Annotated in this window: 17 protein-coding genes and 1 riboswitch; of the genes, 6 read left to right on the plus strand and 11 right to left on the minus strand. The window is 40.9% G+C overall.

All coding sequences use genetic code 11. From position 1 onward, the window contains the following. The first annotated feature begins 2 nt into the window (after positions 1 to 2). Together ABDZ97_RS02995 and ABDZ97_RS03000 are read left to right on the plus strand one after the other, a co-directional pair. The gene (locus ABDZ97_RS02995; RefSeq protein ID WP_343784957.1) at positions 3 to 3053 is read left to right on the plus strand and encodes an efflux RND transporter permease subunit; all 3051 of its coding nucleotides are present in this window, start codon (positions 3 to 5) and stop codon (positions 3051 to 3053) included. Next, positions 3050 to 4366, plus strand: coding sequence for a TolC family protein (locus ABDZ97_RS03000; protein ID WP_343784959.1), 1317 nt, complete (start codon positions 3050 to 3052; stop codon positions 4364 to 4366). Before ABDZ97_RS02995 ends, ABDZ97_RS03000 begins: the two co-directional genes overlap by 4 nt. On the opposite strand, the gene ABDZ97_RS03005 is transcribed toward ABDZ97_RS03000, so the two are convergent. From ABDZ97_RS03005 to ABDZ97_RS03035, 7 genes are all read right to left on the minus strand, one after another. After that, positions 4363 to 5379, minus strand: a complete 1017-nt coding sequence (locus ABDZ97_RS03005) for an AI-2E family transporter (RefSeq protein ID WP_343784961.1) — start codon at positions 5377 to 5379, stop codon at positions 4363 to 4365. The genes ABDZ97_RS03000 and ABDZ97_RS03005 overlap by 4 nt on opposite strands. After that, on the minus strand, positions 5376 to 5678 hold the full coding sequence (locus ABDZ97_RS03010) for a hypothetical protein (RefSeq protein WP_343784963.1): 303 nt from the start codon (positions 5676 to 5678) through the stop codon (positions 5376 to 5378). The genes ABDZ97_RS03005 and ABDZ97_RS03010 overlap by 4 nt, the downstream gene beginning before the upstream one ends. A 5-nt stretch (positions 5679 to 5683) precedes the next feature. Continuing rightward, positions 5684 to 7249 (minus strand): sensor histidine kinase, encoded by a 1566-nt coding sequence (locus ABDZ97_RS03015; RefSeq protein WP_343784965.1) that lies wholly within the window; start codon positions 7247 to 7249, stop codon positions 5684 to 5686. Next, complete coding sequence (locus ABDZ97_RS03020) at positions 7249 to 9924, minus strand: AsmA-like C-terminal region-containing protein (RefSeq protein ID WP_343784967.1); 2676 nt, start codon at positions 9922 to 9924, stop codon at positions 7249 to 7251. The genes ABDZ97_RS03015 and ABDZ97_RS03020 overlap by 1 nt, the downstream gene beginning before the upstream one ends. A gap of 117 nt (positions 9925 to 10041) precedes the next feature. Then, the gene (locus ABDZ97_RS03025) at positions 10042 to 10926 is read right to left on the minus strand and encodes a pseudouridine synthase (RefSeq protein ID WP_343784970.1); all 885 of its coding nucleotides are present in this window, start codon (positions 10924 to 10926) and stop codon (positions 10042 to 10044) included. Between the two features lie 52 nt (positions 10927 to 10978). Next, the gene (locus tag ABDZ97_RS03030; protein ID WP_343784972.1) at positions 10979 to 12079 is read right to left on the minus strand and encodes an AI-2E family transporter; all 1101 of its coding nucleotides are present in this window, start codon (positions 12077 to 12079) and stop codon (positions 10979 to 10981) included. A gap of 34 nt (positions 12080 to 12113) precedes the next feature. After that, complete coding sequence (locus ABDZ97_RS03035) at positions 12114 to 12473, minus strand: YraN family protein (RefSeq protein WP_343784974.1); 360 nt, start codon at positions 12471 to 12473, stop codon at positions 12114 to 12116. Positions 12474 to 12631: 158 nt separating this feature from the next. Between ABDZ97_RS03035 and ABDZ97_RS03040 the strand changes: the two genes are divergently transcribed. Beyond that, positions 12632 to 13498: a hypothetical protein gene (locus tag ABDZ97_RS03040; RefSeq protein ID WP_343784976.1), complete on the plus strand. Its 867-nt coding sequence runs from the start codon at positions 12632 to 12634 to the stop codon at positions 13496 to 13498. 6 nt (positions 13499 to 13504) lie between these two features. Here the strand turns inward: ABDZ97_RS03040 and ABDZ97_RS03045 are convergent, their stop codons facing one another. From ABDZ97_RS03045 to metK, 3 genes are all read right to left on the minus strand, one after another. Further along, positions 13505 to 14398 carry a S66 peptidase family protein gene (locus tag ABDZ97_RS03045; RefSeq protein ID WP_343784978.1) on the minus strand — a complete coding sequence of 298 codons (894 nt, stop codon included), beginning with the start codon at positions 14396 to 14398 and terminating at the stop codon, positions 13505 to 13507. Beyond that, positions 14391 to 15116, minus strand: coding sequence for a 16S rRNA (cytidine(1402)-2'-O)-methyltransferase (gene rsmI / locus ABDZ97_RS03050; protein ID WP_343784981.1), 726 nt, complete (start codon positions 15114 to 15116; stop codon positions 14391 to 14393). Before rsmI ends, ABDZ97_RS03045 begins: the two co-directional genes overlap by 8 nt. A 99-nt stretch (positions 15117 to 15215) precedes the next feature. Beyond that, positions 15216 to 16469 (minus strand): methionine adenosyltransferase, encoded by a 1254-nt coding sequence (metK, locus tag ABDZ97_RS03055; RefSeq protein WP_343784983.1) that lies wholly within the window; start codon positions 16467 to 16469, stop codon positions 15216 to 15218. A gap of 162 nt (positions 16470 to 16631) precedes the next feature. Next, a riboswitch (SAM riboswitch) is annotated at positions 16632 to 16746 on the plus strand. A gap of 84 nt (positions 16747 to 16830) precedes the next feature. Here metK and ABDZ97_RS03060 point away from each other — a divergent pair. Genes ABDZ97_RS03060 through ABDZ97_RS03070 form a run of 3 tightly spaced genes read left to right on the plus strand, consistent with a single transcriptional unit; the run spans position 16831 to position 21379 of the window. After that, positions 16831 to 17868, plus strand: a complete 1038-nt coding sequence (locus ABDZ97_RS03060) for a homocysteine S-methyltransferase family protein (RefSeq protein WP_343784985.1) — start codon at positions 16831 to 16833, stop codon at positions 17866 to 17868. Between the two features lie 16 nt (positions 17869 to 17884). Further along, entirely contained in the window at positions 17885 to 20560 is a 2676-nt protein-coding gene (gene metH / locus ABDZ97_RS03065; RefSeq protein ID WP_343784987.1) for a methionine synthase, read from the plus strand. 57 nt (positions 20561 to 20617) lie between these two features. Further along, positions 20618 to 21379, plus strand: coding sequence for an alpha/beta fold hydrolase (locus ABDZ97_RS03070; RefSeq protein ID WP_343784989.1), 762 nt, complete (start codon positions 20618 to 20620; stop codon positions 21377 to 21379). Between the two features lie 54 nt (positions 21380 to 21433). On the opposite strand, the gene ABDZ97_RS03075 is transcribed toward ABDZ97_RS03070, so the two are convergent. Further along, positions 21434 to 23839 (minus strand): M14 family metallopeptidase, encoded by a 2406-nt coding sequence (locus ABDZ97_RS03075; RefSeq protein ID WP_343784991.1) that lies wholly within the window; start codon positions 23837 to 23839, stop codon positions 21434 to 21436. Positions 23840 to 23862 lie beyond the last annotated feature (23 nt).

Here is a 23862-nt window from a genome sequence, read left to right on the forward strand (position 1 = left end):
TTATGAACCTGGCATCACTAAGTATAAACCGACCGGTACTCGCTACTGTTATGTCAATTGCAGTAGTGATTTTTGGGGTTATCGGTTTTAGTTATCTCGGAGTTCGGGAGTTTCCTTCTGTTGATCCCCCGATTATTACAGTTACCACAAACTATCCCGGGGCAAACGCAGATATTATCGAGTCCCAGATTACAGAAAGATTAGAAGAAAACATAAATGAGGTACAGGGAATTCGTACTATGACATCAGTCAGTAGTGACGGGCGAAGTACGATTACTGTTGAGTTTGAGCTGAGTAGTGATATGGATGCGGCAGCTAATGATGTCCGGGATAAAGTTTCTGCTGCAGTCAGAAACCTCCCGCAGGATGCGGACCCTCCTATTGTGGCAAAATCAGATGCCGATGCAGAGACGATATTTTCTCTTACTGTACAATCAGAGTCAAAGAGCTTGCTGGAATTAACAGATTTAGGTATAAATGTATTTAAAGAACGGCTTCAGACGATTCCGGGGATTAGTAAAATTTACATTTGGGGAGAGAAACGCTTCTCGATGAAGTTATTACTGGAACCAGTGAAAATGGCGGGAATGGGAATTACAGCTTCTGATGTACGAAGTGCACTTCTCTCGCAAAACATTGAGCTTCCTTCCGGAAAAATAGATGGCGAACAGGTCGAACTGGCTATTCGTACTTTTGGAAGACTGACAACAGAGGAGGAATTTAATAACCTGATCGTAGCGGAGAAAGACGGGCAAATTGTCCGGCTCAAAGATATTGGTTCAGCTCAGTTACGCCCCCTGAATGAACGTACCCTATTGCGCGGTAATGGAGGTGTTCCTATGATCGGAATTGCCGTTACGCCGCAGCCAGGATCCAATTACATCGAGATTGTCGACGAAATCTACAAGCGTGTAGATCAGATCAAAAAGGACTTACCGGAGGATATTACGCTTGGAGTAGCGTTGGATAGTACGGAAAACATTCGGAAATCAATCAATGAAGTGCAGGAGACAGTGATTATAGCTTTTCTGTTGGTTGTACTTGTTATTTTTATGTTCTTACGCGACTGGCGAACAACTGTTATTCCGATTATTGCTATTCCTATTTCGCTGATCGGAGCGTTCTTCGTTATGTATACGATGGACTTTTCAATCAATATTCTGACACTACTTGGAATTGTTCTGGCAACAGGACTGGTTGTGGATGATGCCATTGTGGTAATGGAAAACATTTATACGAAGGTAGAGGATGGCGAACAACCTATGGAAGCTGCTCATAAGGGGTCAAAAGAGATCATCTTTGCTGTTATATCAACAACGATTACGCTAACAGCAGTGTTCCTGCCTGTTATTTTCTTACAGGGATTAACAGGGAGGCTTTTCCGGGAATTTGGAATTGTTGTTGCCGGATCGGTGATTATTTCATCATTTATCTCGTTGACATTAACGCCGATGATGAGTTCACGTATATTACGGAAAAGGAAAAAGCATTCCTGGTTGTACGAGAAAACTGAACCTTTTTTCGAGGGTATGATGAAGGGATACCGGAATTCATTGACGCGTTTTATGAGACGCCCATGGGTGGCATTTATCTGGATGGGAGTTTCGTTTCTATTAATTGTGTTTGTTGGTGGATCTTTACAGAGTGAGCTGGCTCCGATGGAGGATAAAGGAAGAATGATTATTCGGGCAACTGCGCCGGAAGGAACGTCCTATGAGCGAATGGATGAATTCCAGCAAAAATTAATTGCACTTACGGATACGATACGCGAAAAGGATAACATATTGGGGGTTACTTCTCCCGGTTTCGGAGCTTCCATATCAGCTAACTCAAGCTTTGTTCGACTTAATTTAGTTCCTAAGAAAGACCGGAAACGAAGTCAGCAGGAAATAGCAGACGAATTGAGTGGGATTTTAAAGGGATATAATTTTGCACGAATATTTGTAGCACAGGAACAAACAATAGGGGGAGGTCGTTTTGCCGGGCTTCCGGTGCAGTATGTACTTCAGGCTCCTACTCTGGAAAAACTTGAAGAAGTGTTACCAACATTCATCGAACGAGCATCACAAGATCCTACCTTTCAGACGGTAGACGTCGATCTGAAATTTAATAAACCAGAATTGCAGGTAGTGATTAATAGAGATAAGGCTGCGGCTATGGGGGTGAATGTGAGAGATATAGCGGAGACCATGCAGCTCTACTTTGCCGGGCAGCGTTATGGTTATTTTATAATGAATGGAAAGCAATACGAAGTCATTGGAGAAGCAAAAAAAGAGTTTAGAGATGATCCGATGGACTTGAGACAAGCTTCTGTTCGGAGTGCAGACGGTAAACTTGTTCCGCTGGATAACCTTGTGATGATTACAGAAGCTTCTAGCCCTCCCCAGCTGTATCGTTATAACAGATACGTCTCGGCAACAGTTTCGGCAAACCCTGTTCCCGGTAAGACAATAGGGGATGGTATTGAAGCAATGGATCGGATAGCACAGGAACTTCTGGATGATTCATTTTCCACAGCACTTGCCGGGACCTCCAAAGAATTCAGAGAAAGTGGAAGTAGTTTGGTTTTTGCCCTGATACTTGCATTAGTACTTGTTTATCTGGTATTGTCAGCCCAGTTTGAAAGTTTTGCAGACCCGTTGGTAATTATGCTTACAGTACCATTGGCGTTGGCAGGAGCAGTTCTTACTTTATGGCTGTTTGGTCATACCTTAAATATTTTCTCCCAGATTGGTATAATTGTTCTGGTTGGTTTGGTTACGAAAAACGGTATTTTGATTGTTGAATTTGCAAATCAACGAAAAGAAGCGGGACTTTCTGTCCGGGAAGCAGTTATTGATGCTTCCTCGCAACGTTTTCGACCAATTCTTATGACTTCTCTGGCGACAATTCTTGGGGCGCTACCAATTGCCTTGGCATTGGGAGATGCTGCCACAAGCCGGATTCCGATGGGTATTGCTATAATAGGAGGACTTACTTTCTCTTTGATTCTCACCCTTTATGTAATTCCGGGGTTGTACATATACATAACTTCAAAACGAAGAGCATCATGAGACAGTTACTTACAATACTACTGCTTGTACTGACCTTTTGTGAAGCCACAGGGCAGAATTCATATACATTGGATACCTATATTTCGGCAGTTCTTGAGAATGATTTCGGGATCAAACTGATGAAAAATGAAGTGCTTATTTCGGAGAATGAAAACAACCCTGGAGCAGCAGGATATTTACCGACAATTGGTGTGACTGCTGAGCAGAACTGGACAATCAATAGTGCACGACAGGAATTTTTAAGCGGGCAGGTGAATGAAGCTTCCAATGCAAAAAACCAGGCATTTACGGCAGGATTGATGTTGAACTGGACTTTCTTCGATGGCTTTAGGATGTTTGCAACTGACAAGAAACTGGACTTGTTGGAAGAACAGACGAAATTGAACCTTGCAGCCGAAATGGAGATGAAGATTTACAGTGCGACATTGTCCTATTATACCTATCTGGTTTTGTCGGAGATGAAAAAAGTATATGAACAATCTGTAGATCTTTCTCATGCTCGTAGGGAGTTACTCGAATTGCGTGTGGAAAAAGGAGCGGCATCTGAAATGGAGCTTATTCAGGCAAGATTAGATGTAACAGCTGATAGTGCTGTGTTGTTGGATAATATGCGAGCCACTGAGCAATTGCGTGCGGAGATGAACAAGTTGTTAGGGCGTTCACCAGAAATTGAATTGCAATTAGAGGGAGAACTTCCTGAAACAATCAAGCAGTTAACATGGGAGCAGTTGACAGAAGCCGTCCTGACACAAAATACTACTTTGCTACTGGCGAAATCCGGTATTGCTGTGCGTGAGAAGGAGAGAAAGGAAGCATTGAGTCGTTATTATCCTCAGTTGGCTTTTTACGGAGCATATAATTTTGGTACATCTCAGAATGAAGTTGGTTTTCTTTTGTCTAACAGAAGTTATGGACCTCAGTTTGGATTGACACTTCGTTGGGACATTCTTGATGGACTGACGCGGATGAAGGATACTAAAAATGCCCGGATTCGGATAGAAAGCGCCGGTATAGTTGCCGAACAACAAGAGCTGGCGGTAAAAACTGAATTGCACATAGCTTTTCAAGACTACGAGTGGGCCGTTAGAATGATGGAATTCGAGCAACGGAACGCAATGGAAGCTGAGGAAATGGCCGATATTATGGAAAAATCGCTCCAATCTGGGGCATTAACTCCGTTGGAGCTCCGGGAAATTCAGTTTGGGATAACACTTGCGCGTAGCCGGTTATTGAACGCACAGTTAAATTATCTTACTTCAACGTTGAACATTTCACTGGCTTCAGGAGATTTTAAAAACCTCCTGACAGATTAATCCTCGTTGGCCATTAATTTCCCGAAAGGCTTCAGCTCTTCACTGGAGTTGAAAAGAATGCGGAGTACTGCAAGAATTGGAATAGTCAGCACAAGTCCCATAATGCCTGAAAGCGCTCCCATAATTAACAGTCCCAACATAAGAATAACGGGGTTGATGTTTACGGCATTTCCGACAATCTTTGGTGTAATGAGATTTCCTTCAAGAAACTGCACAAGAATAAAAAGTCCCAGAACAGCTACCGGATAAAAGAGGGAGTCTTTCGTTAATACAGCAATGGTAATGGGCAAAAGTGCTCCCAATACAACACCAATATACGGAAGTAAAGTAAGCAGTGCACATAAAATACCGAGGAGTAGCCAGTAAGGAATTCCTAAAAAATAGAGTCCGGTAGAAAGGAGTACACCTACTGTAAGAATCACAAAGAACAAGCCGGAAATATAATTCCGAACAGACTGATTGATTGACTGTGCTACAGATTTAGCTGAATCAATGTTTTTTGCAAATTTTAGCTCAATAAAAGCTTCTGCCCGATCCCGGTATACTAACATAAAAAATACATATACAGGAATGGTTACCATCATCATTACCGTAGAGGATATATAGGTAATGATTTGTTGTAGATAATCGGCAGAGTTTGTTACAATGTCCGTTGAAAAGCGTTCGATATTCTCTGCGATATTCAGGTCGGCAAACCATGCACTGGCTTGTTGTACGGCACCGGTGTTGGATTTAACAGTTTCAGGCAAGTCTTTTACCATCTGATCAATTTCCAGATAAAGAAAGAAACCAACACCGCAAATTAATGTAGTCAGACTCAAAACAGCCAGGAGAGAGGATAGCCAAACCGGAAACTTCCGTCGCTCAAGAAAGTTAACAACAGGTAGAAGTAACAGGGAAATAAAGACCGAAAAGATAAAAGGCATTACAATATTTCCTCCATAATAGAGGAGGAGACAAATCATAAATGTTATGATGAGGTAATTAGCCCATTTTGAAGAAGCAGTATTCATGATGATGTATTTTTAGTCCCAAGTGAAGCCCGGTAACCAATAATTACCGGAAGTAGAAAGTTAATCAAAAAAATGAATAACCAACCAACAGGTCTTAGGCGTAAATCAACTAACCCTGTTCCGGAATAAGCCTCAATATATTTTTCTTTATTGATGAGATATTGAAGACTCATCTTTTCATGAATCTCTTCTCCTGATGCCATAACTGCTACTCCATCATACAATTCGACCGGAGCCAGAAAAGTAATTAATGCGATGATAATAAATGCTGCTATTCCTATTACAACAGGTCTGTTCATACGTTTTATTTTTTAGGTAAACTGATTCTAAAGGTAGTTCCTTTTCCCGGTTCCGAACGAAGAACAAATACACTTCCTTTGTGGTAGGTATGTACAATCCGACGAACGAGGGATAAACCAAGCCCCCAACCGCGTGTTTTGGTTGTAAAGCCGGGTTCGAAAATTGTCTTTTGCATATTTGCAGGAATACCTTTCCCTGTATCAGTAATGTCAATATAGACCTTCTTGGGACCTTGCTCAAGGAGGACGGTGAGTTCTCCCTGTCCCTCCATAGCATCTACGGCATTTTTACATATATTTTCGATTACCCATTCCAACAACGGAGCGTTATGCGCCAGTATAATTTCATCTTCAGAATGCGTAAAGCGAAAAGTAACCTTTGAGGAAATCCGGGAACGCAGATAGTCAGTTACGTGAGATACTGTATCCACAATATTCTGATCTGTCAACATAGCCCCAGAACCAATTTTCTGAAATCGATCTGCTATTATTGTCAGCCGGTCAATGTCTTTATTCATCTCATTCAAATCCTCTTTGGGGACTCCTTTTGCTTCCAGTAACTGAATCCAGGCCATCAGAGAAGAAAGAGGGGTTCCTAGCTGGTGTGCTGTTTCTTTAGCCATTCCTGCCCAAACCTGATTCTGTTCGGCTTTACGAAAAGTACTGAAGACAAGATACCCGATGAGAATGAAAAGTCCGATACTTCCAAATTGCAAATAAGGATAAAAACGAAGTTGTTGTAGTTCTTCACTTTCATCAAAATAGACAACTCCGGTTTGATAATCCTGAAAACTAATTTCAAGAGAATCGTGCATTGCAGAGATTATCTTTTTTTCATCAGGAAGAAGTTTTCCTATCCGGGAGGTGAGAGAGTCAATATTTGTTTCAATGACTTCCCGGTTGTTTTTATTAATAAATACAACCGGAACAAGAGATCGGTTGTCAATCAACTCGCGGTTAAAGGCATGAATCAGCGAATCTCTCTGGTTCTCAAGATGACCTAATTTTCTGGAATCAAAATAGTAAAAACGCTGATTGATATTGCGGTACACTTCTACTTCAATAGGTTCATGCGAGTCTTGCCACGATTCACTTAGTGTCACTAATGAATCATTGAATTTTTTATCGATAGCCTTTTTGTCAGATTCAGGATATAATTCACGCAGTTTATCTTTATCAAACCCAAGGTTAATATGACTAAGTACTTTGTTGTTCCTGTCCATCAATATGACTGGAATATCATCATTTGCCTGGATAATTTCAAGCAGGAATGTGTAATCCATGTTCATATTGAAGTCCTGAGAAGGTTTGGCGAGTTCGCGGGTTGCTTTTGCCCATAATTGAACCTTCTGTCGTTCTTTTTCCCTAAGTTCATCAAACGTACGGTTTGTCAGGTTAACGAGGTCAGCTTTTTTCCGGATTGCATCGGCCCAGTGTGTAATCCGTTCCTTTTCCCGCTCGCGAACTTTAGTAACGATCTGGTTGGAGAAGAACAGGGATGCAGCAACCAGTAATATAGCAACCAGTAGTAATGCTATTTTCCATTTTTGTTTGTTGGAGTATAGATTCATTATTCGATACTAAATTCAGTTTCCTTTTCTTTTTGGTTTTCTTCACGCATTTTTTCGAGATCCATTCCGAAAAGTTTTTTCATTTTCTTTTTTTCTTTCGGGAGTTCCTCCGGATTGCTTTCTTCTTCGTTCGTAAAGATTACCTCTAGCCTTTCCTGAGGCTTTTCTTTCACGGTAAACTCACCAATAGTTGTGTCCTTACCAAAAAGTCCCATTTCGGTTTTGAACATACTTTTTATCGTCTCTTTCTCTTTTTCCCGCTGTTCTTGTCGGTGTTCTTTATTGGCTTCCGCATCCCAACCAAAATTGAGATTACTTGTACTTCCGTATACATGCAGAAAAATGCGTTTACCGGTGCCATCATCAATAACATCCCCAAATTCGGATGATTTTTTATTGAACTTCAGATCGCGTAGTCTGAAATCGAAGCGATAATCCAAATCATTATCAAATGTATGCCATCCTGAGAAATCAATATCCAACGCATTTGATCGAATAGCCATTTCCGGAATATTGATTTTTCCTTCCCGGATGGAAAGTTTGTTCTCAAGTGTTGAAAAAGTAAGATTCAGTAATTTGGCTTCCAGTGCATCAATATTTTTGCCCAGAACTGTTTTTACCAGATTACTTTCCCGCATACTGGCAGTGATCGACCGGAAAGTCTCAACATTCCTTAAGGCCCCGTTCTTTATAGTAAAATCGGCTGTAGCTTCCAATTTTTCTTTTTGTAATCCTTTTTGAAGGTTGAAAGGAAGTTTAAAATGAAGAGATACATCAGCTATTCCTGAAATCTTATCTGAGGTGATAAGTTTCTGTTCAAAGTTATCCCACTCGCTGAATAACTCCCTGAATCCAATTCCGGAGGCGCTTAAATCTCCAGAAACCTCAATTTGAGAGGGTTTGGCTTCACGTATTTCCAACGAGCCATTGGTAGTAGAACCTGCATGTTGGAATCGTATTGCAGATGCTGAATATGTTCGGTTGTTGATATAAAAACGGGATGAAATATCTTCGAATAAGTGCTTGTCCAGATAGAATTTTTGAATACTCAGGATAACCTTTCCGTTCAGGTTTTTAGGAAGTAAATAGGCTCCTGGATTACTGACTGTTTCCTGTTGTGGATTTTTATTGGAATAAAAGTCAGCCGAATACAGTTCACGTACATCTACTACAGCATCAACGGAGAGGTTTGCCTTTTCTGAGAAATAGGCAACAATATTTCGGATCGAACCGGATAATTCAATGCGTGATTTACCGGTTCTGATTGTAATTCCGGATAGTATTGCATTATCACCTGAAGTACTGACCTTCCCGGATAGTTCACTGATTTCCGGTAAATCCTCTCTGATCTTCATTCGGATTCCGGAAAAGTCAAAATCCCCTCTTGAACTGTAGAGGGTAATATTGCCTAGATCTCTTTTCGGATCATTCATTTTTAAATGAATCTGACCATCTGCAACAACTTTTCCACTGATATGATCAATACCTGAGATTGGAAAAAAGTGGAATAACGTTGCCAGATCAACGGTTCCGTTCATACTGGTTTTGATTGTCGGGGCACTAAAATTTTCGACAAGAAGCGTTCCGTCAAAAGAGCTGTTTAATGTTACGAAGTGTAGTTCACTAAGTGAGAGAACTTCATTTTTTCCATAGTTATTAGAAAATTCGCCTGTTAGTTTCACTTGTTTTAGAGCGACTTTACCGGAAGGATCTTTCAGACTTCCATTGGTAATCGTGAATCGTGCCTCTGTGAGAGGAGGTTGTTCCAAAGCGATAGGACCATGGATGCCAAGAGTGAAGTTTACATTTCCGCTGCCCTGGTATTTCTTTATAGCGTCAATACCCGACTGGTTGAAGTTTTCAGCGAAATCGGTTAGAGAAATGTTATGTCCGGAGAGTAAAAAATCAATGGAATCGCGGGCGATTTCTCCGGATACATGAAACGGAAGATTTTCGATAGCTACAGAACTCTTTTCTAACCGAAAGACTTTATTCATTTTATCGATAGAAAGAACGACATCAAAACGGGCATTTTTATTTGTAATGAGAGCAACGGATTTACTTTTGATCCGACGAACAAACAGATCTCCTGCTGTACGCATATCGAAGGATTTCTCACTGAACTCACCGAAGAAGTTTAAATGTTGTGCATGAGCCTGATAATGTTGCTGAGTGATGTAATTATCATACGTGAAATCCAGATTTTGAATATTGACTTTATCCAGAACAAACCGGAAAGCCTCCCCGGTTGAGGTAGAATCTGACCGGATAATGTCATAATTCACTTTTCCCTCTTTGTTGACTCGTAAGCCCAGTCGGGCGTTATCAATATCGATAGATTTCACAGTGTAATCTCCCTTCCAGAAATCAGAAGTATTCAGTTTCAAAAATACTCTTTCGGCATAAATCATGGTGTCGGGGACAGTCCCTTCCACAATCATCTCGTCCTTAATAAGCACTTTGTCAAATTGAATGGAGATATTCGGGAACGTTTTCCAAAATGCAATATCTATGTCATAGACATAGACCTTGGTAGTAAGATAACTGTCCAGTTGAGAGAGTGCGTAATTCTGAATGTCTTTCCTGAAAATCAGTAGTAACAGGGTGATCAGCAGAGCTAACCCTGCAATTCCTGCTATTAACCACCTGATCCATTTCAGCACTTTTCTCCACATAGTAACGTGAATATACGTTATACCTTTACGTTACTAACGTTAAAAGGAGTGAATTTATTCACTTTTACCCTTTGAAAAGCCCGATGTGGGCACTTATCAGGATGTAATTACGGAAACTTACCCCATTCGTAGGAAAGCAATTTCTTTTTCGGTAAGATGACGGAAGTGACCTCTTGGAAGATCCTTTTTGGTAAGTCCGGCAAACATGACGCGATCCAGTTTAATAATTTTATATCCTAATCGTTCAAATATTTTGCGGATTACTTGGCTTTTTTCTGATGCAATTTCAATTCCAGCCTCCCTGTTATCTCTTCCGGGAACATACTCAGCCTTTCGTACTTTTAATGAGATATGCTCGTCCATTTGTACACCTTTTGTCAGTTTGGCAAGATCTTCCGGTTTGATAGGATGATCTGTTTCTACATGAAAAAGGCTGATGGCTGTTCGTGATGGATGTAATAGTTTTTTTGTCAAATCTCCGTCATTGGTAAACAACATGAGACCTGTTGTATCGCGATCCAGTCGCCCTACAGGATAAACACGTTCTTTGCAAGCACGCGCAATTAGTGACATAACCGTCTTTCTTCCCCATGGATCGTTTGTTGTTGTGATAAAATCCTTAGGCTTATTGAGAAGTACATATCTCTTTTTCTCAGAGTTAATTGTCTCTCCGTCATATTGAACGACATCAGTAGGTTTGATCTTCATACCCATTTCAGTGACAACTTTACCATTTACGGTAACGACACCTGTTTGGATCAATACGTCTGCTTCTCTTCGCGAACAGATTCCCGCGTTTGACAAGAATTTATTCAGACGAACTTCATCTGTATTCATGTTGGGGAGCGGATCTCCTACCTTTGATTTTGACCGTTTGGGGAAGGACTTGAATTCTTTTTCGGACTGTGTTTTTTTCTGGGTTCCGAATTTACCTTTCGCATTTGTTTTTGTGTTGCGATTTTGGTTACTGCGTCCTCTCGACGGATTTTTCTTAGAATTCATACTTTGCAATTTGGAGCAAAGGTACGACCTAAATTTGTATTGTGACGTATATCTAGCTCATTATATTGGCTATGATCCTTGTTTTCGGGAACTGTTCCAGTATCGTTTTGATGAGAACTGTCAGTGGAATAGAAAGAATCATACCCGGAATGCCCCACAGGAAGCCCCAGAACATAAGGACAATAAGAACGGTTATCGTATTGATCGAAAATGTTTTTCCCATAAAAATAGGTTCAAGAATACTTCCGAATAATACCTGAACACCAGTTATGGTCAATGCAAACACAAGCAAGGTTCCGGAGGGCTCCATCTCAGCTAATGCAAACAGGGTAAGTAATACAGTCGATATTATCGAACCGATCATCTGCACAAAGTTGATGGCAAAAGTGAAAACTCCCCAGAAAAGCGGGAAGGAAACATCAAAATAAATACAGGCAAGGGAGAACCCGATACCGGTTAACAGACTAAGAATGAACTTTACTTTGATGAACTTCACCATACTTTTTTCAATCAGGCGATAAGTTCTGATAGAAGGAAAGCTTTGTTGATTAAAGATGGTTCTTTCCATGATTTGTTGTACATTCATAGATCCTGAAATCAATAGAACAAGGAAGAATAGAGTCATTAAGAGCATGGTTACTGTACTTCCCATGGAGCTGATTGTCTCGCCCGAACTACTGAAAATAGCATTAGTAACTCCTTCACTTTGCATGAGATCTGAGAAAGTTGCCATTCCCTGAAGGGATTCAACACCGAGTGTATTGAGAACCATGGTGAAGAGTGTGTCCAGTTTTGTTGTGAGCTTCTCCCAAAAACCGGAGTCTGCACTTAAGATTTCCTGAGCAGATAAACGAACCAGTAAGAATGCTGTAGAAACTCCCACTACCATCAATACCACAGAAGTAATAACAGCAATAATCTTGGGAACTTTTCGCTTGTCCATCCAACGCATCAGTGGCATAAAGAGTAACGCAAGAAGTATTGCTCCCATAAGTGGAATGAAAATAAATTTCAGAATATGAAGCACGTAAAATACCAACGGAATTACCAGGATCAGTAAAATTCTCTTTATTGTTTTGAGTTCGTTCATACAAATATCAAAATAGAAATCTCCCGGAGCGGGGCTGTAAAGATAGGAATTACTTTTTCGCAATGTTTCTGATGGTCTTGATTTTTCTCAAAAACTATCAGGAAGGATAAAAGGCATTGTCGATATGGCTTATTTCAGTTCTATATTGATTATGAACGATTGAAACAATATCAAATCGGGCATTGAGGTCTGATTCTGTTGACAAAATATAGTGTTCGGCAGTTTTGATCAGAAGCTTTTGTTTCCGTTTTGTAACAGCTTGAAAGGGTTCGCCGATTTCGGAGGTTTGCCGTGTTTTCACTTCGATGAAAACAAGTGTGTCAGCATCTTCCATAATCAAATCAACTTCTCCTTTTCCGAACCGGTAGTTTCTTGTTTTCAGTTTATAGCCTTTGGTGAGCAGGGTCTTAAGAGCGAGATCTTCGCCCAGTTTTCCCAGGTCATTGTGATCAGCCATGGTGTCTTTAGGTTGTGGTTAGTAACGTAAAAATACAAATTTTTAAATCAATTCAGATCTGAAACAGGATACGAGGAAGTCTGAATTGTAACAAGATTGACTTTTGTTCTTATTGGTTATAAAGGTTTTTAAAAAGAAAAAATCTACTTTTGTCTGTGATGAAGAAGGTACTGCTAATTTCGATTTTACTTATCGTTACTGTTCCGGTGATGGGGCAGAGAAAAAAAAGTAAGCCCAAAAATTCGTATGCGCGTGGAACACTGAATTTTTACTGGGGATATAACCGTGAGGCATATACAAGGAGTGATCTTCAACTTATTGGTAGCGGGTATGATTTTACAATAAATAAAATTCAGGCAAATGACCGCCCGGAGCCTTTTTCCTCGACCTATATCAATCCGAAGAAAATAACAGTTCCGCAGTTTAATATCCGGATCGGATATAACTTCTGGAACAACTGGAACCTTTCGTTGGGATATGATCACATGAAGTACATACTGAGTAATGGGCAGCAAACTTCAATTAATGGGTACATTGCTCCCGGAATAGATGATTTGTGGGAAGGGGAGATGAACGGGCAACCAGTCACGATAAATGATAAACACTTTCACTATGAAAATTCGGACGGACTGAATTACATTCGATTGCAACTTTCCCGTGTAGATCAGTGGTACAGAACCCGGAGAAACGGATGGTTTGCGTTTAATACACTTATGGGAGTCTCTGCCGGAATGATTCTTTCGTATAATGACTTAAATTTTGGAGGAGAGTTTACACGACGAACAATAAGTGCGAGTGGTTATGGGGTTTCCGGGCATATCGGGTTGCGTTTCGAATTTTGGCGCCATCTGTTTCTGCAAACTAATTTAGCAGGAGGATTTCTACACCAAACCCGTGTCAGAACCCGACCGGGAGGAACAGATCATGCGAAACAAAAGTTTGGATATATAGCTTCCGAAACGGCTATCGGAGTATTGTTCTACATTCGACCAACGAACGACTGTAATAGTTGTCCGCATTGGTAGAAGGAATTACTGAATTAATGTTGCTATATCTTTTTCGACAGTAAGCTTTGCTTCTTTACCCAGTATGATTGCACGGTTATCCGTGATATGTCCACCTGGAAAATGAAACGCAACGGGGATATTTCTGAACGAAAACATATTATTTATGATCTCTTCTACGCTAAATCCGGTTTTTGGAGATGTATCTTTCATATCAGTCATTCCACCGACCATAAGTCCCGAAATCTGATCCAAAGCTCCTGATTTTTCGAAACTATACCACATTCGGTCAAGTACATAAAGTTGCTCGCTTAAATCCTCAATAAAGAGAATTGCATTTTCAAAATCAGGACGGTCATCGGTTCCGAGAAGACTGTAGAGAATGGATAAGTTCCCTCCGATAACTTTTCCTTCCGCAATTCCTGATTTGGAATGGGAAGTAGAAAAATGATACGTATTGTTTTTTCCTTCCAATGCGTTAAATAAACTGTAAATAGCTTCCTGAGAATTATCGGGGAAATTCAGTGGCATAGTGGCATGAATACTTGGGAGTCCATATCGTTGAATATGTTGATGAAAAACGGTTATATCCGAAAAACCGACAATCCATTTCGGGTTTCTTAAGAATCCAGCCCAATTTAAAAGATCCACAATACGAATGCAGCCATACCCTCCTCGGGCACAAATAATTGCTTTACATTCGGTATCATCCAGAGCTTCCTGCATATCATGAGCACGTTGTTCATCCGTTCCGGAAAAATAATTCGATCGCCCGGCAGCATATTGCCCTATTTTTACCCGATATCCTTTGTCTTCAATTAATTTACGGGCATAGTCAAGAAGCTCCTGGTCAATCGCTTTGGCAGGACTTACAATGCGTATGAGATCGCCTGGCTGGAGGTGTGGAATCGATTTAATCATTGTCCTGTGTTTTATCCTTGTATTTGTTTCCGGTCACTTTTTCCGGTTTAGGAGCGCCTTCAATAACTACGACAATTTCCCCTTTTGGTTCATTTTTAAGGAAATGCTGTAAAACTTCTTGAGTTGTTCCCCTTACAAACTCTTCAAAAAACTTGCTGATTTCTCTGGCTACACAGATTTTTCGTTCTGCTCCGAAGAACTCAACCAATTGTTCCAGACACTTCTGTAGACGGTGAGGAGATTCGTACAGAACCAATGTTCTTTCTTCTGTAGAAAGTTCTTTGAGCTTTGTTTGTCTTCCTTTTTTGTGTGGAAGGAATCCTTCAAATACAAAACGATCACAAGGAAATCCACTTGCAACAAGTGCTGGGATAAACGCTGTAGGTCCCGGAAGACACTCTACAGGGATTTGTTCTTCCAAAGCAGCACGTACCAGTAAAAATCCGGGATCGGATATTCCTGGGGTTCCTGCATCAGATACAAGCACCGTCAATTCTGAGTTTTTTAGTTCCCGAAGAGCTGATTCTAAAGCCTTGTGTTCATTGTGAGCATGAAAGGGCAGCACTTTTTTATCAATTTGAAGATGCGCGAGCAATTTTCGTGTTACACGGGTGTCTTCAGCGAAAATACTATCACATTCTTTGAGATAGCGTATAGAGCGCAACGTAATATCCTCCAGATTTCCGATAGGAGTGGGAACTAAAGCTAATTTTGACATACGTTTGTATTTTGGGTAAAGATAAAAAAAGCAAACCGGATAAAATAAAAGAGCCGCAGAAGGAACTACGGCTCTTAGAGATATCATGTGGGAGATGAATTACAATCCGAAACGAGATTTTACTTCATCAACATAATCCAATTTCTCCCAGGTAAATGTTTCGATTTCTTTCGATACTTTTTTTCCTGCGTTTTCAAAAACAACTGTTTTCTTTTCAGACTTACGTCCCATGTGTCCATAGGCAGCAGTATCCGAATAGATAGGTTCGCGAAGTTTCAAACGACGCTCAATAGCTGCCGGACGCATATCAAAGACCTCTCCTACGATCTGAGCAATCTCTCCGTCGGTCATATCAACCTTTGCAGTTCCGTATGTATTTACATAAATCCCCATAGGCTCTACTACACCGATAGCGTATGAAACCTGAACAAGGATTTCATCACAGACACCTGCTGCCACCATATTTTTAGCAATATGACGAGTCGCATAAGCTGCTGAACGGTCTACTTTGGAAGGATCTTTTCCTGAGAATGCTCCACCACCGTGTGCTCCTTTTCCTCCATACGTGTCCACAATTATCTTACGACCTGTCAAACCGGTATCTCCGTGAGGACCACCAATCACAAACTTACCTGTTGGGTTGATGTGATATTTGATTTGATCATTGAATAATTTTTGTAGTTCAGGTTTCAACTGAGCTTTTACACGAGGAATCAAAATCTCAATAATGTCAGATTTGATTTTAGCTAACATTTTAGCTTCGTCTTCATCAAAATCATCGTGCTGGGTAGAAACTACAACAGCATCAATTCGTTGAGGAACATTGTCATCGCTATACTCAATAGTTACCTGAGCCTTAGCATCCGGACGAAGGTATGTGATGTCCTTCATTTCGCGACGTAGTGCAGCTAACTCGATAAGGATTTTATGTGAAAGATCAAGTGCAAGAGGCATGAAATTCTCCGTTTCCTTTGTTGCATAACCGAACATCATCCCCTGATCTCCGGCACCTTGTTCTTCCGGGTTTCCACGGTCTACTCCGCGGTTAATATCCTCAGATTGCTCATGAATAGCAGAAATAACAGCACATGACTTTGCATCAAACTGATATTCGCTTTTTGTATATCCGATTTTAGTAACAACGTCTCTGGCGATTTGCTGAACGTCGAGGTATGTATTGGATTTAACCTCACCTGCTAAACAAACCAAACCTGTGGTTACTAAAGTCTCACATGCTACTTTAGAATCCGGATCAAATGCTAGGAAATGATCGATCAAACCATCAGAAATCTGGTCGGCAACTTTATCAGGATGCCCTTCAGAAACTGACTCCGAAGTGAATAAATATGGCATTTCTTTCGAAAATTTAAAGTTTTGAATCGCCAAAAGTAAGCATTATTCTTTTGAATTGGAAAACATTTATTTTTTGTTTTACATCGGGTTTTGTTTTAATTTTTTGCGATTTGTATGAGGATATAGAATTCTGTACTATCTTTGTATCAGTTCTTTAAAAAATGCTTATAGAGAAAGGTGGAGGGACAGGCCCTGCGAAACCTTGGCAACCTCTCGGTTCTGAGACCGAAAAGGTGCCAAATCCGATTCTGACGAATTTGTTGGAAAAAGATAAGTGTTGATTCTGATTGTTCAGGCAGTCTTCAATTTTTTCATCTCTCTTTATAATTTTTTTAGAACGTATGTTTACGAAAAGAGAGATATGAGTACACAGGAAAAATCATCACGCACCCGGCTTTTGAGAGAGACACTTCTCCGACGTATTTTAGTGTTGGACGGAGCTATGGGGACAATGATTCAGCGATATAATCTTACAGAAGACGATTTTCGCAAGGGTTGGTTTGAAAATCATGAGAAACCTCTGAAAGGAAACAATGATCTTCTTTCTTTAACCCGTCCGGATGTGATTAAGGAAATTCACGCGGCTTATTTTGAGGCAGGAGCGGATATCGCAGAGACAAATACCTTTTCAGGAACCAGTATTGCCCAGGCCGATTACGGACTGGAACATATTGTGTATGATCTCAACTATCGTTCGGCGAAGATAGCAAGAGAAGTGGCAGATGAATTTACAGCTGCTAATCCGAAGAAACCCCGGTTTGTTGCCGGGTCAATAGGCCCGACAAATCGTACGGCTTCTTTGTCTCCTGATGTAAACGACCCGGGATTTCGGGCGGTTACTTATGATGAGTTGGTAAAAGCGTATTCGGAACAGGTTGAAGCGCTCATTGACGGAGGGTGTGATCTTTTGTTGGTTGAGACGGTTTTTGATACACTGAATGCAAAAGCTGCTTTATTTGCTATTGATTGTGTTCAGGAAGAAAAAGGTACGGATTTACCTATAATGGTATCGGGAACGATTACTGACGCAAGTGGAAGAACATTATCAGGTCAGACAACAGATGCATTTTTAATCTCAATTGAACACATGCCTTTACTTTCGGTAGGGCTGAATTGTGCTTTGGGGGCAGAAGCAATGCGTCCTTATTTACAAATATTGAATGAACGATCTTCATTTGCTGTGAGTGCTCATCCGAATGCAGGGTTACCGAATGAATTTGGAGAGTACGATGAAACACCCGAGAAAATGGGAAAACAAATTAAGGATTTTCTGGAGGAAGGATTGGTAAATATAGTGGGAGGTTGTTGTGGAACAACACCTGAACACATTCGCGTAATAGCTGATTTAGCAAAAGAATATTCTCCCAGACAACTTGAAAAACTAAACACTAACGATTAAAAGGAAGATCAGAATTATGTCGAAAATCATTCCCCCGCTAAAGCTTTCAGGACTTGAACCTCTGGTTATAACGAAGGAAACCAATTTTGTTAACATAGGAGAGCGTACCAATGTAACGGGGTCCCGGAAGTTCTTACGACTGATTCAGGAGGAGAAGTACGAAGAAGCGCTTGCGGTGGCATTAGATCAGGTGCAGGGAGGAGCGCAAATCATCGATATTAATATGGATGAAGGGATGATCGACGGAGAGAAAACGATGGTGAAGTTTCTTAATCTGATTGCATCCGAACCGGATATAGCACGGGTACCGGTCATGATTGATAGTTCGAAATGGGAAATTATTGAGGCGGGACTGAAATGTATTCAGGGAAAAGGAGTGGTGAATTCTATTTCTTTGAAAGAGGGGGAGGATTCTTTTATTTATTATGCAAAAAAGATCAAGCGATATGGTGCGGCTGTTATCGTAATGGCGTTTGATGAGCAGGGGCAGGCAGACACTTACGAACGTCGGATCGAAATATGTGAAAGATCGTATCGGATCCTGGTTGACAAAGTCGGTTTTCCCTGCCAGGATATTATTTTCGATCCGAATATTTTTCCGGTGGCTACCGGGATGGAAGAGCATAACAATAATGCGGTTGATTTCTTTCGGGCGACGAGATGGATTAAAGAAAATCTACCGGGAGCAAAGGTAAGCGGAGGTGTTTCTAATGTGTCTTTTTCTTTCAGGGGGAATGACAGAGTGCGGGAAGCCATGCATTCGGCCTTTTTGTACCACGCAATACGAGAAGGGATGGATATGGGAATTGTCAATCCATCTATGCTTGAGGTGTATGATGATATTGATAAAACATTGTTGGAGTATGTAGAAGATGTGTTGTTGAATCGTCGTCCGGATGCAACAGAACGATTATTGGAGTACGCTGAAACAGTAAAAGGAGAAGGAAAAAAAAGAGAGATAGATTTAAGCTGGCGGCAAGAAACGGTTCAGGAGCGGTTAGCACATGCTCTTGTCAAAGGCATAGTAGAGTTCATAGAAGAGGATGTTGAGGAGTGCCGTCATCAGTATGAACGACCTATTCAGGTGATAGAAGGACCTCTGATGGACGGAATGAATATTGTAGGGGACTTGTTTGGAAGCGGAAAGATGTTTTTGCCTCAGGTTGTAAAGTCTGCCCGGGTTATGAAGAAGGCTGTTGGTTATTTATTGCCTTTTATCGAAGCCGAAAAAGATGGGAAAAGAGAAGCCGCCGGAAAAATTCTGATGGCGACAGTTAAGGGAGATGTGCATGATATCGGAAAAAATATTGTTGGTGTAGTTTTGGGATGTAACAACTATGAAGTAATTGATTTGGGGGTAATGGTGGCTCCGGAAAAGATACTTGAAGCCGCCAACAAAGAAAATGTGGATGTGATCGGACTGAGTGGACTAATCACTCCTTCACTGGATGAAATGGTTCATCTTGCAAAAGAAATGGAAAGAGCAGGACTTTCTATTCCACTTATGATTGGCGGTGCAACAACCTCAAAAGTTCATACGGCAGTAAAAATTGAACCGCACTATACCAAAGGTCCTACAGTACATGTGCTCGATGCTTCCCGTTCCGTGACAGTAGTGGAGAGTTTACTGGGGGATAAAAAGACTGCTTTTGTAGAGGGATTACGGACGGAGTATTCTCGTATGCGTGAACATCACATGAATAATCGGGCAGCTAAGACTTATTTGTCATTACCGGAAGCGAGAAAAAAGAAACAAGATTTAGATTTTCAGGGAAATATAGTGCGACCAAAACGAACAGGATTGTTTGAGTTTAACGACTATCCATTGGAAGAGCTGACCCGGTATATTGACTGGACGCCCTTTTTTCAGACCTGGGAATTAGCCGGTCGTTTTCCGAAGATACTGGAAGATGAAATAGTTGGGGAAGCAGCGCAAAAGGTGTACGCAGATGCCCGGGAAATGTTGCGACGAATTATTGACGAAAAATGGTTGACGGCTAGTGCTGTTGTGGGAATCTGGCCGGCAAATAGTGTAGACGAGGATATTGAAATTTACTCGGATGAAACGAAAAGTGAAGTCTTGTATGTTCAACATACGTTGCGTCAGCAATTAAAGAAGGCAGAGGGAGCTTATAACCATGCTCTTGCGGACTTCATTGCACCTAAAGACTCCGGGATAACGGATTATATAGGAGGGTTTGTTGTAACAGCAGGGTTGGGAATAGACAAACACGTCCAACGATTTGAGGCGGACCATGATGATTATAACGCCATTCTTCTAAAAGCATTAGCTGACAGGTTGGCGGAAGCGTTTGCCGAATGTATGCATGAAAAAGTGCGTAGGGAGATATGGGGGTATGTTCCGGATGAACATTTTTCAAATGAGGAGTTGATCAGAGAAAAGTATAAAGGGATTCGTCCGGCACCCGGATATCCTGCCTGTCCCGATCATACGGAAAAAACCGGATTATTTGCTTTGTTGAATGCAACAGAATTGACAGGAGTTTCCCTTACAGAATCTCTGGCAATGTTACCCACAGCTTCAGTGAGTGGGTGGTATTTTGCACACCCTGATGCGAAGTATTTCGGAGTTGGGAAGATAACAATGGATCAGGTAGAGAGTATTGCAGCCAGAAAAGGACTTCCGGTTGAGGTCATGGAGCGGTGGCTTGGTCCGAATCTGGCTGAATAAAGAATGTCTGTTCGTAACAGGGTTTCTTTATCTTTGCATGAGAAAAATAACTGTTTCATGAAACTGAATTATAAGAAATACGGAGAAGGACATCCTTTTATTATTCTTCACGGACTTTTTGGGTCATTGGATAATTGGCAAACACATGCTAAAAAAATAGGAGAGTATTACGAAGTAATTCTTGTCGATAATCGGAATCACGGACATTCTCCACATGCTGAGCTTCATACGTATGATCTGATGGCTGAAGATTTGAGAGAATTAATGGATGATCTGGGGATTCAGGAAGCAATTATTCTGGGGCATTCCATGGGGGGTAAAGCGGCTATGCGATTTACGCAATTATTTCCGGATCGGGTAAAGAAATTGATTGTTGTTGACATAGGGGTGAAAGGGTATCCGATGCATCATGACGCGATTTTGGAAGGGCTTTGTTCTTTAGATTTTGACAGGATAACTTCAAGAGGTGAAGCAGATAAGCAATTGGAGCAGTATGTTGGCAATATAGCTGTTCGGCAATTTTTGCTGAAAAATCTATATTGGGTAGAGAAGGGTAAACTGGCTTTTAGAATGAATCTTGCTGTTTTACAGGAGCAGATGCCGGAAATTTTAAAAGCGCTTCCTAAACAAGAAGTGTTTACCCTGACACGATTTATAAAGGGAGAATTATCGAATTATATTCTGGATGAGGACATTCCCGAATTGGAAGAGTATTTCCCGGATAGTGATGTTGTAACTATAGAAGGAGCAGGGCATTGGGTGCATTCTGAAAAACCGGAAGAGTTTATTGAAGCCGTTCTGGAATTCTGCTTGAGATAAAAATGAAATCAAAGAAGGAGAAATATTTGTTTCTCCTTCTTTTTTGATAGCTTATTAGTGAATAACGACAAGACGTTTCGTCTGTCTGCTTTCATTATGATTCGTATACATAATGGTATAAATTCCTTGTGGGAAATCGGCTGTTTTGATTTCTATAATTTTAGATGTTCCTGAAGGTTGATACATTTTTATCAATTGCCCGGTAGTAGAGTAAACAGCTACACTCCCATTTCCTAACTGTTGACCGAAGTCAAGAATTGCGTATTCATTTGCCGGATTAGGAAACAGACTGATAGATGAGGTTTCATTTTCTGTAATTCCGTTAGTTTCATCTGTCAGATTGTAAAGGAGCTGGAAGTCATCAAAATAGAAACCATCTTCCTGAACACCTCCGTCGGCATGAAGAATGAAACGTAATTGAACCATTTCTCCCAGATAATCATTCAGGTAAATTTCTTCAAGCACCCATTCCGATTGTATTCCGTCATAAATAGGGAAGCCTACGGGTTGTATCCCTACACTTTGCCCTTGCCAGTTTGTCTGATCTACTCCCGGATTGGTGTATTGCCCACACAGTTGAGTCCAGGAATTACCATTGTCAGAGGAAATTTCGAACGCCGCGTAATCCCAATCCGGTTCAATATCCCACTTTGCGTAGAAACGCACCATGGCAGCGGTCGCTTCGGTAAGATCTATCGTTTGATGATATTTGTAAATCTTGTAATCGTCAGCCTCATAATTGGACATAGGACTATCTGTGAATGATTTGGAAGGGGAGAAGAATTCCTCTCCGGTCAGTGCCCAATCACCTATCCAGTTTCCGGTAGTAGCTGCATCATCAGCAAATTGGAGGGTTGGAGTTCCAAATGTCTTTCGTATCGTATCACGTCTGACCCAGGTGCCATTATCCGTTAGTAATTCATACACAATTTCACTGCCGGGTTGAAAATCGGGAAGTATAGAATAAGCGATTGCTCCGGATTGTTCTTCGCGTATATTCAGGTCATATTGAATGGGATTTCCTACCGAAGCTAAACCGGAAATCGGATGTATTGAAACGGTAATAGTACCATCTTCAAGTCCCAGTCTTTTGATAGAATGGTTAAACACTCCGGTAGCATTATCAAGTGTGGAAGGATCAAGATCCTTTACCAAAGCGTATCGGTGTGCAAGATGAGAAAGTACCATATTCGTAAAAAGCATTTCTTTGCAAATGGGTTCTATCTGATTGGCTGCAGGCCAGAAACTTTCACCTATTTCCGGAGTCATAGCAAAAACACTGTCTTTATTTCCAACGCCAATGTCCACTTTGTACATGTAATCGTCTGAATCACCGGATGCAGGGTACAATCCTGAACTTTTTTGCGGGAAGTAATTATTATGTTCGCACATGTGACCGGAGATATCGTCAAAATAGTCGTGGTGTTCGGCAAATTCTTCGGCTGTTGTACCTACGGGATACAGAAGTGTATTCCCATAAGTGTGAGCGTTCAGCGCAAGTTTAATAGTGTATTGCTCATTCAGCCATTTCATAGCTTGTGTTTCCGGTTCGGAAAAAGGAGCAGTTCCGGGATAGGTCTCACCATCTGTTTGATTAGAGACTCCTGTTGTATTCCATCCGTACGAGTAATTTCGGTTCAAATCTACTCCGTACGTTCCGTTGCCGTGATTCCGTCTGTTTTTGCGCCACATTCCTCCTCCGTTGGGATCAGTTGTTTCATTGTAGATGTATCCGTCAGGGTTGATAACCGGAACAAAAAGCAGCTGCGTATGGTCAACAAGATAAGTTACTTCATCGTCAGAACCATAATTTTCTAGTAAGTACCACATAAAATACATCGTTTGAGATAACGATGCCGGTTCACGAGCATGATGAATAGCAGAGTATAGAACATAGGGATCACCGTCGTCTGTATTGGGATTATTTGAAATTTTCACATGATAAACAGGTCTTCCTTCAAAGGTCTGAAACGTTGAAATAGGGGCTTTAGCTGAAACCAAACCGGGATAAGCAGTTGCCATAGCGTCCAGATCGTCCAGAAATTCAGCATAGGTATAATACCCGCCCATTGATCCTAATTCAAAATTGGAAGGGCTGATGATATTATCAATTGGGTTTTGTTGAGTTCCCGAACATATTCCCCCCTCTTTTTCCAAATTATTTTTGATGTTTGATGTATTTTGTTCTGCATAGAAGCGGCTTACATCATCAATAAGAATTTCATGACGAAATCCCGATTGTTGTATTAATTCGATCTCAAATTCAGAGAAGTCACTGATGAAAAAAGTGTTTTTTCTGAGATGTCCGTGGTCAATAGCCACACCCATTTCTGCAAGGGCTCTCAGACCTTCATTATCGGTATAAATTTTGACTTTCGAATACTTCTGCCCGTGCATGGATAGTGAGCATAGTATTGCTAATAAGACCAACGTGATCTTTTGGGTAAATATGCGTTTCATTTTGGTTTAAAATTTGTTACAAT

Origin of the sequence: Wandonia haliotis (assembly GCF_039523435.1) — a bacterium.
In the GTDB taxonomy this organism is placed as follows: domain Bacteria; phylum Bacteroidota; class Bacteroidia; order Flavobacteriales_D; family Crocinitomicaceae; genus Wandonia; species Wandonia haliotis.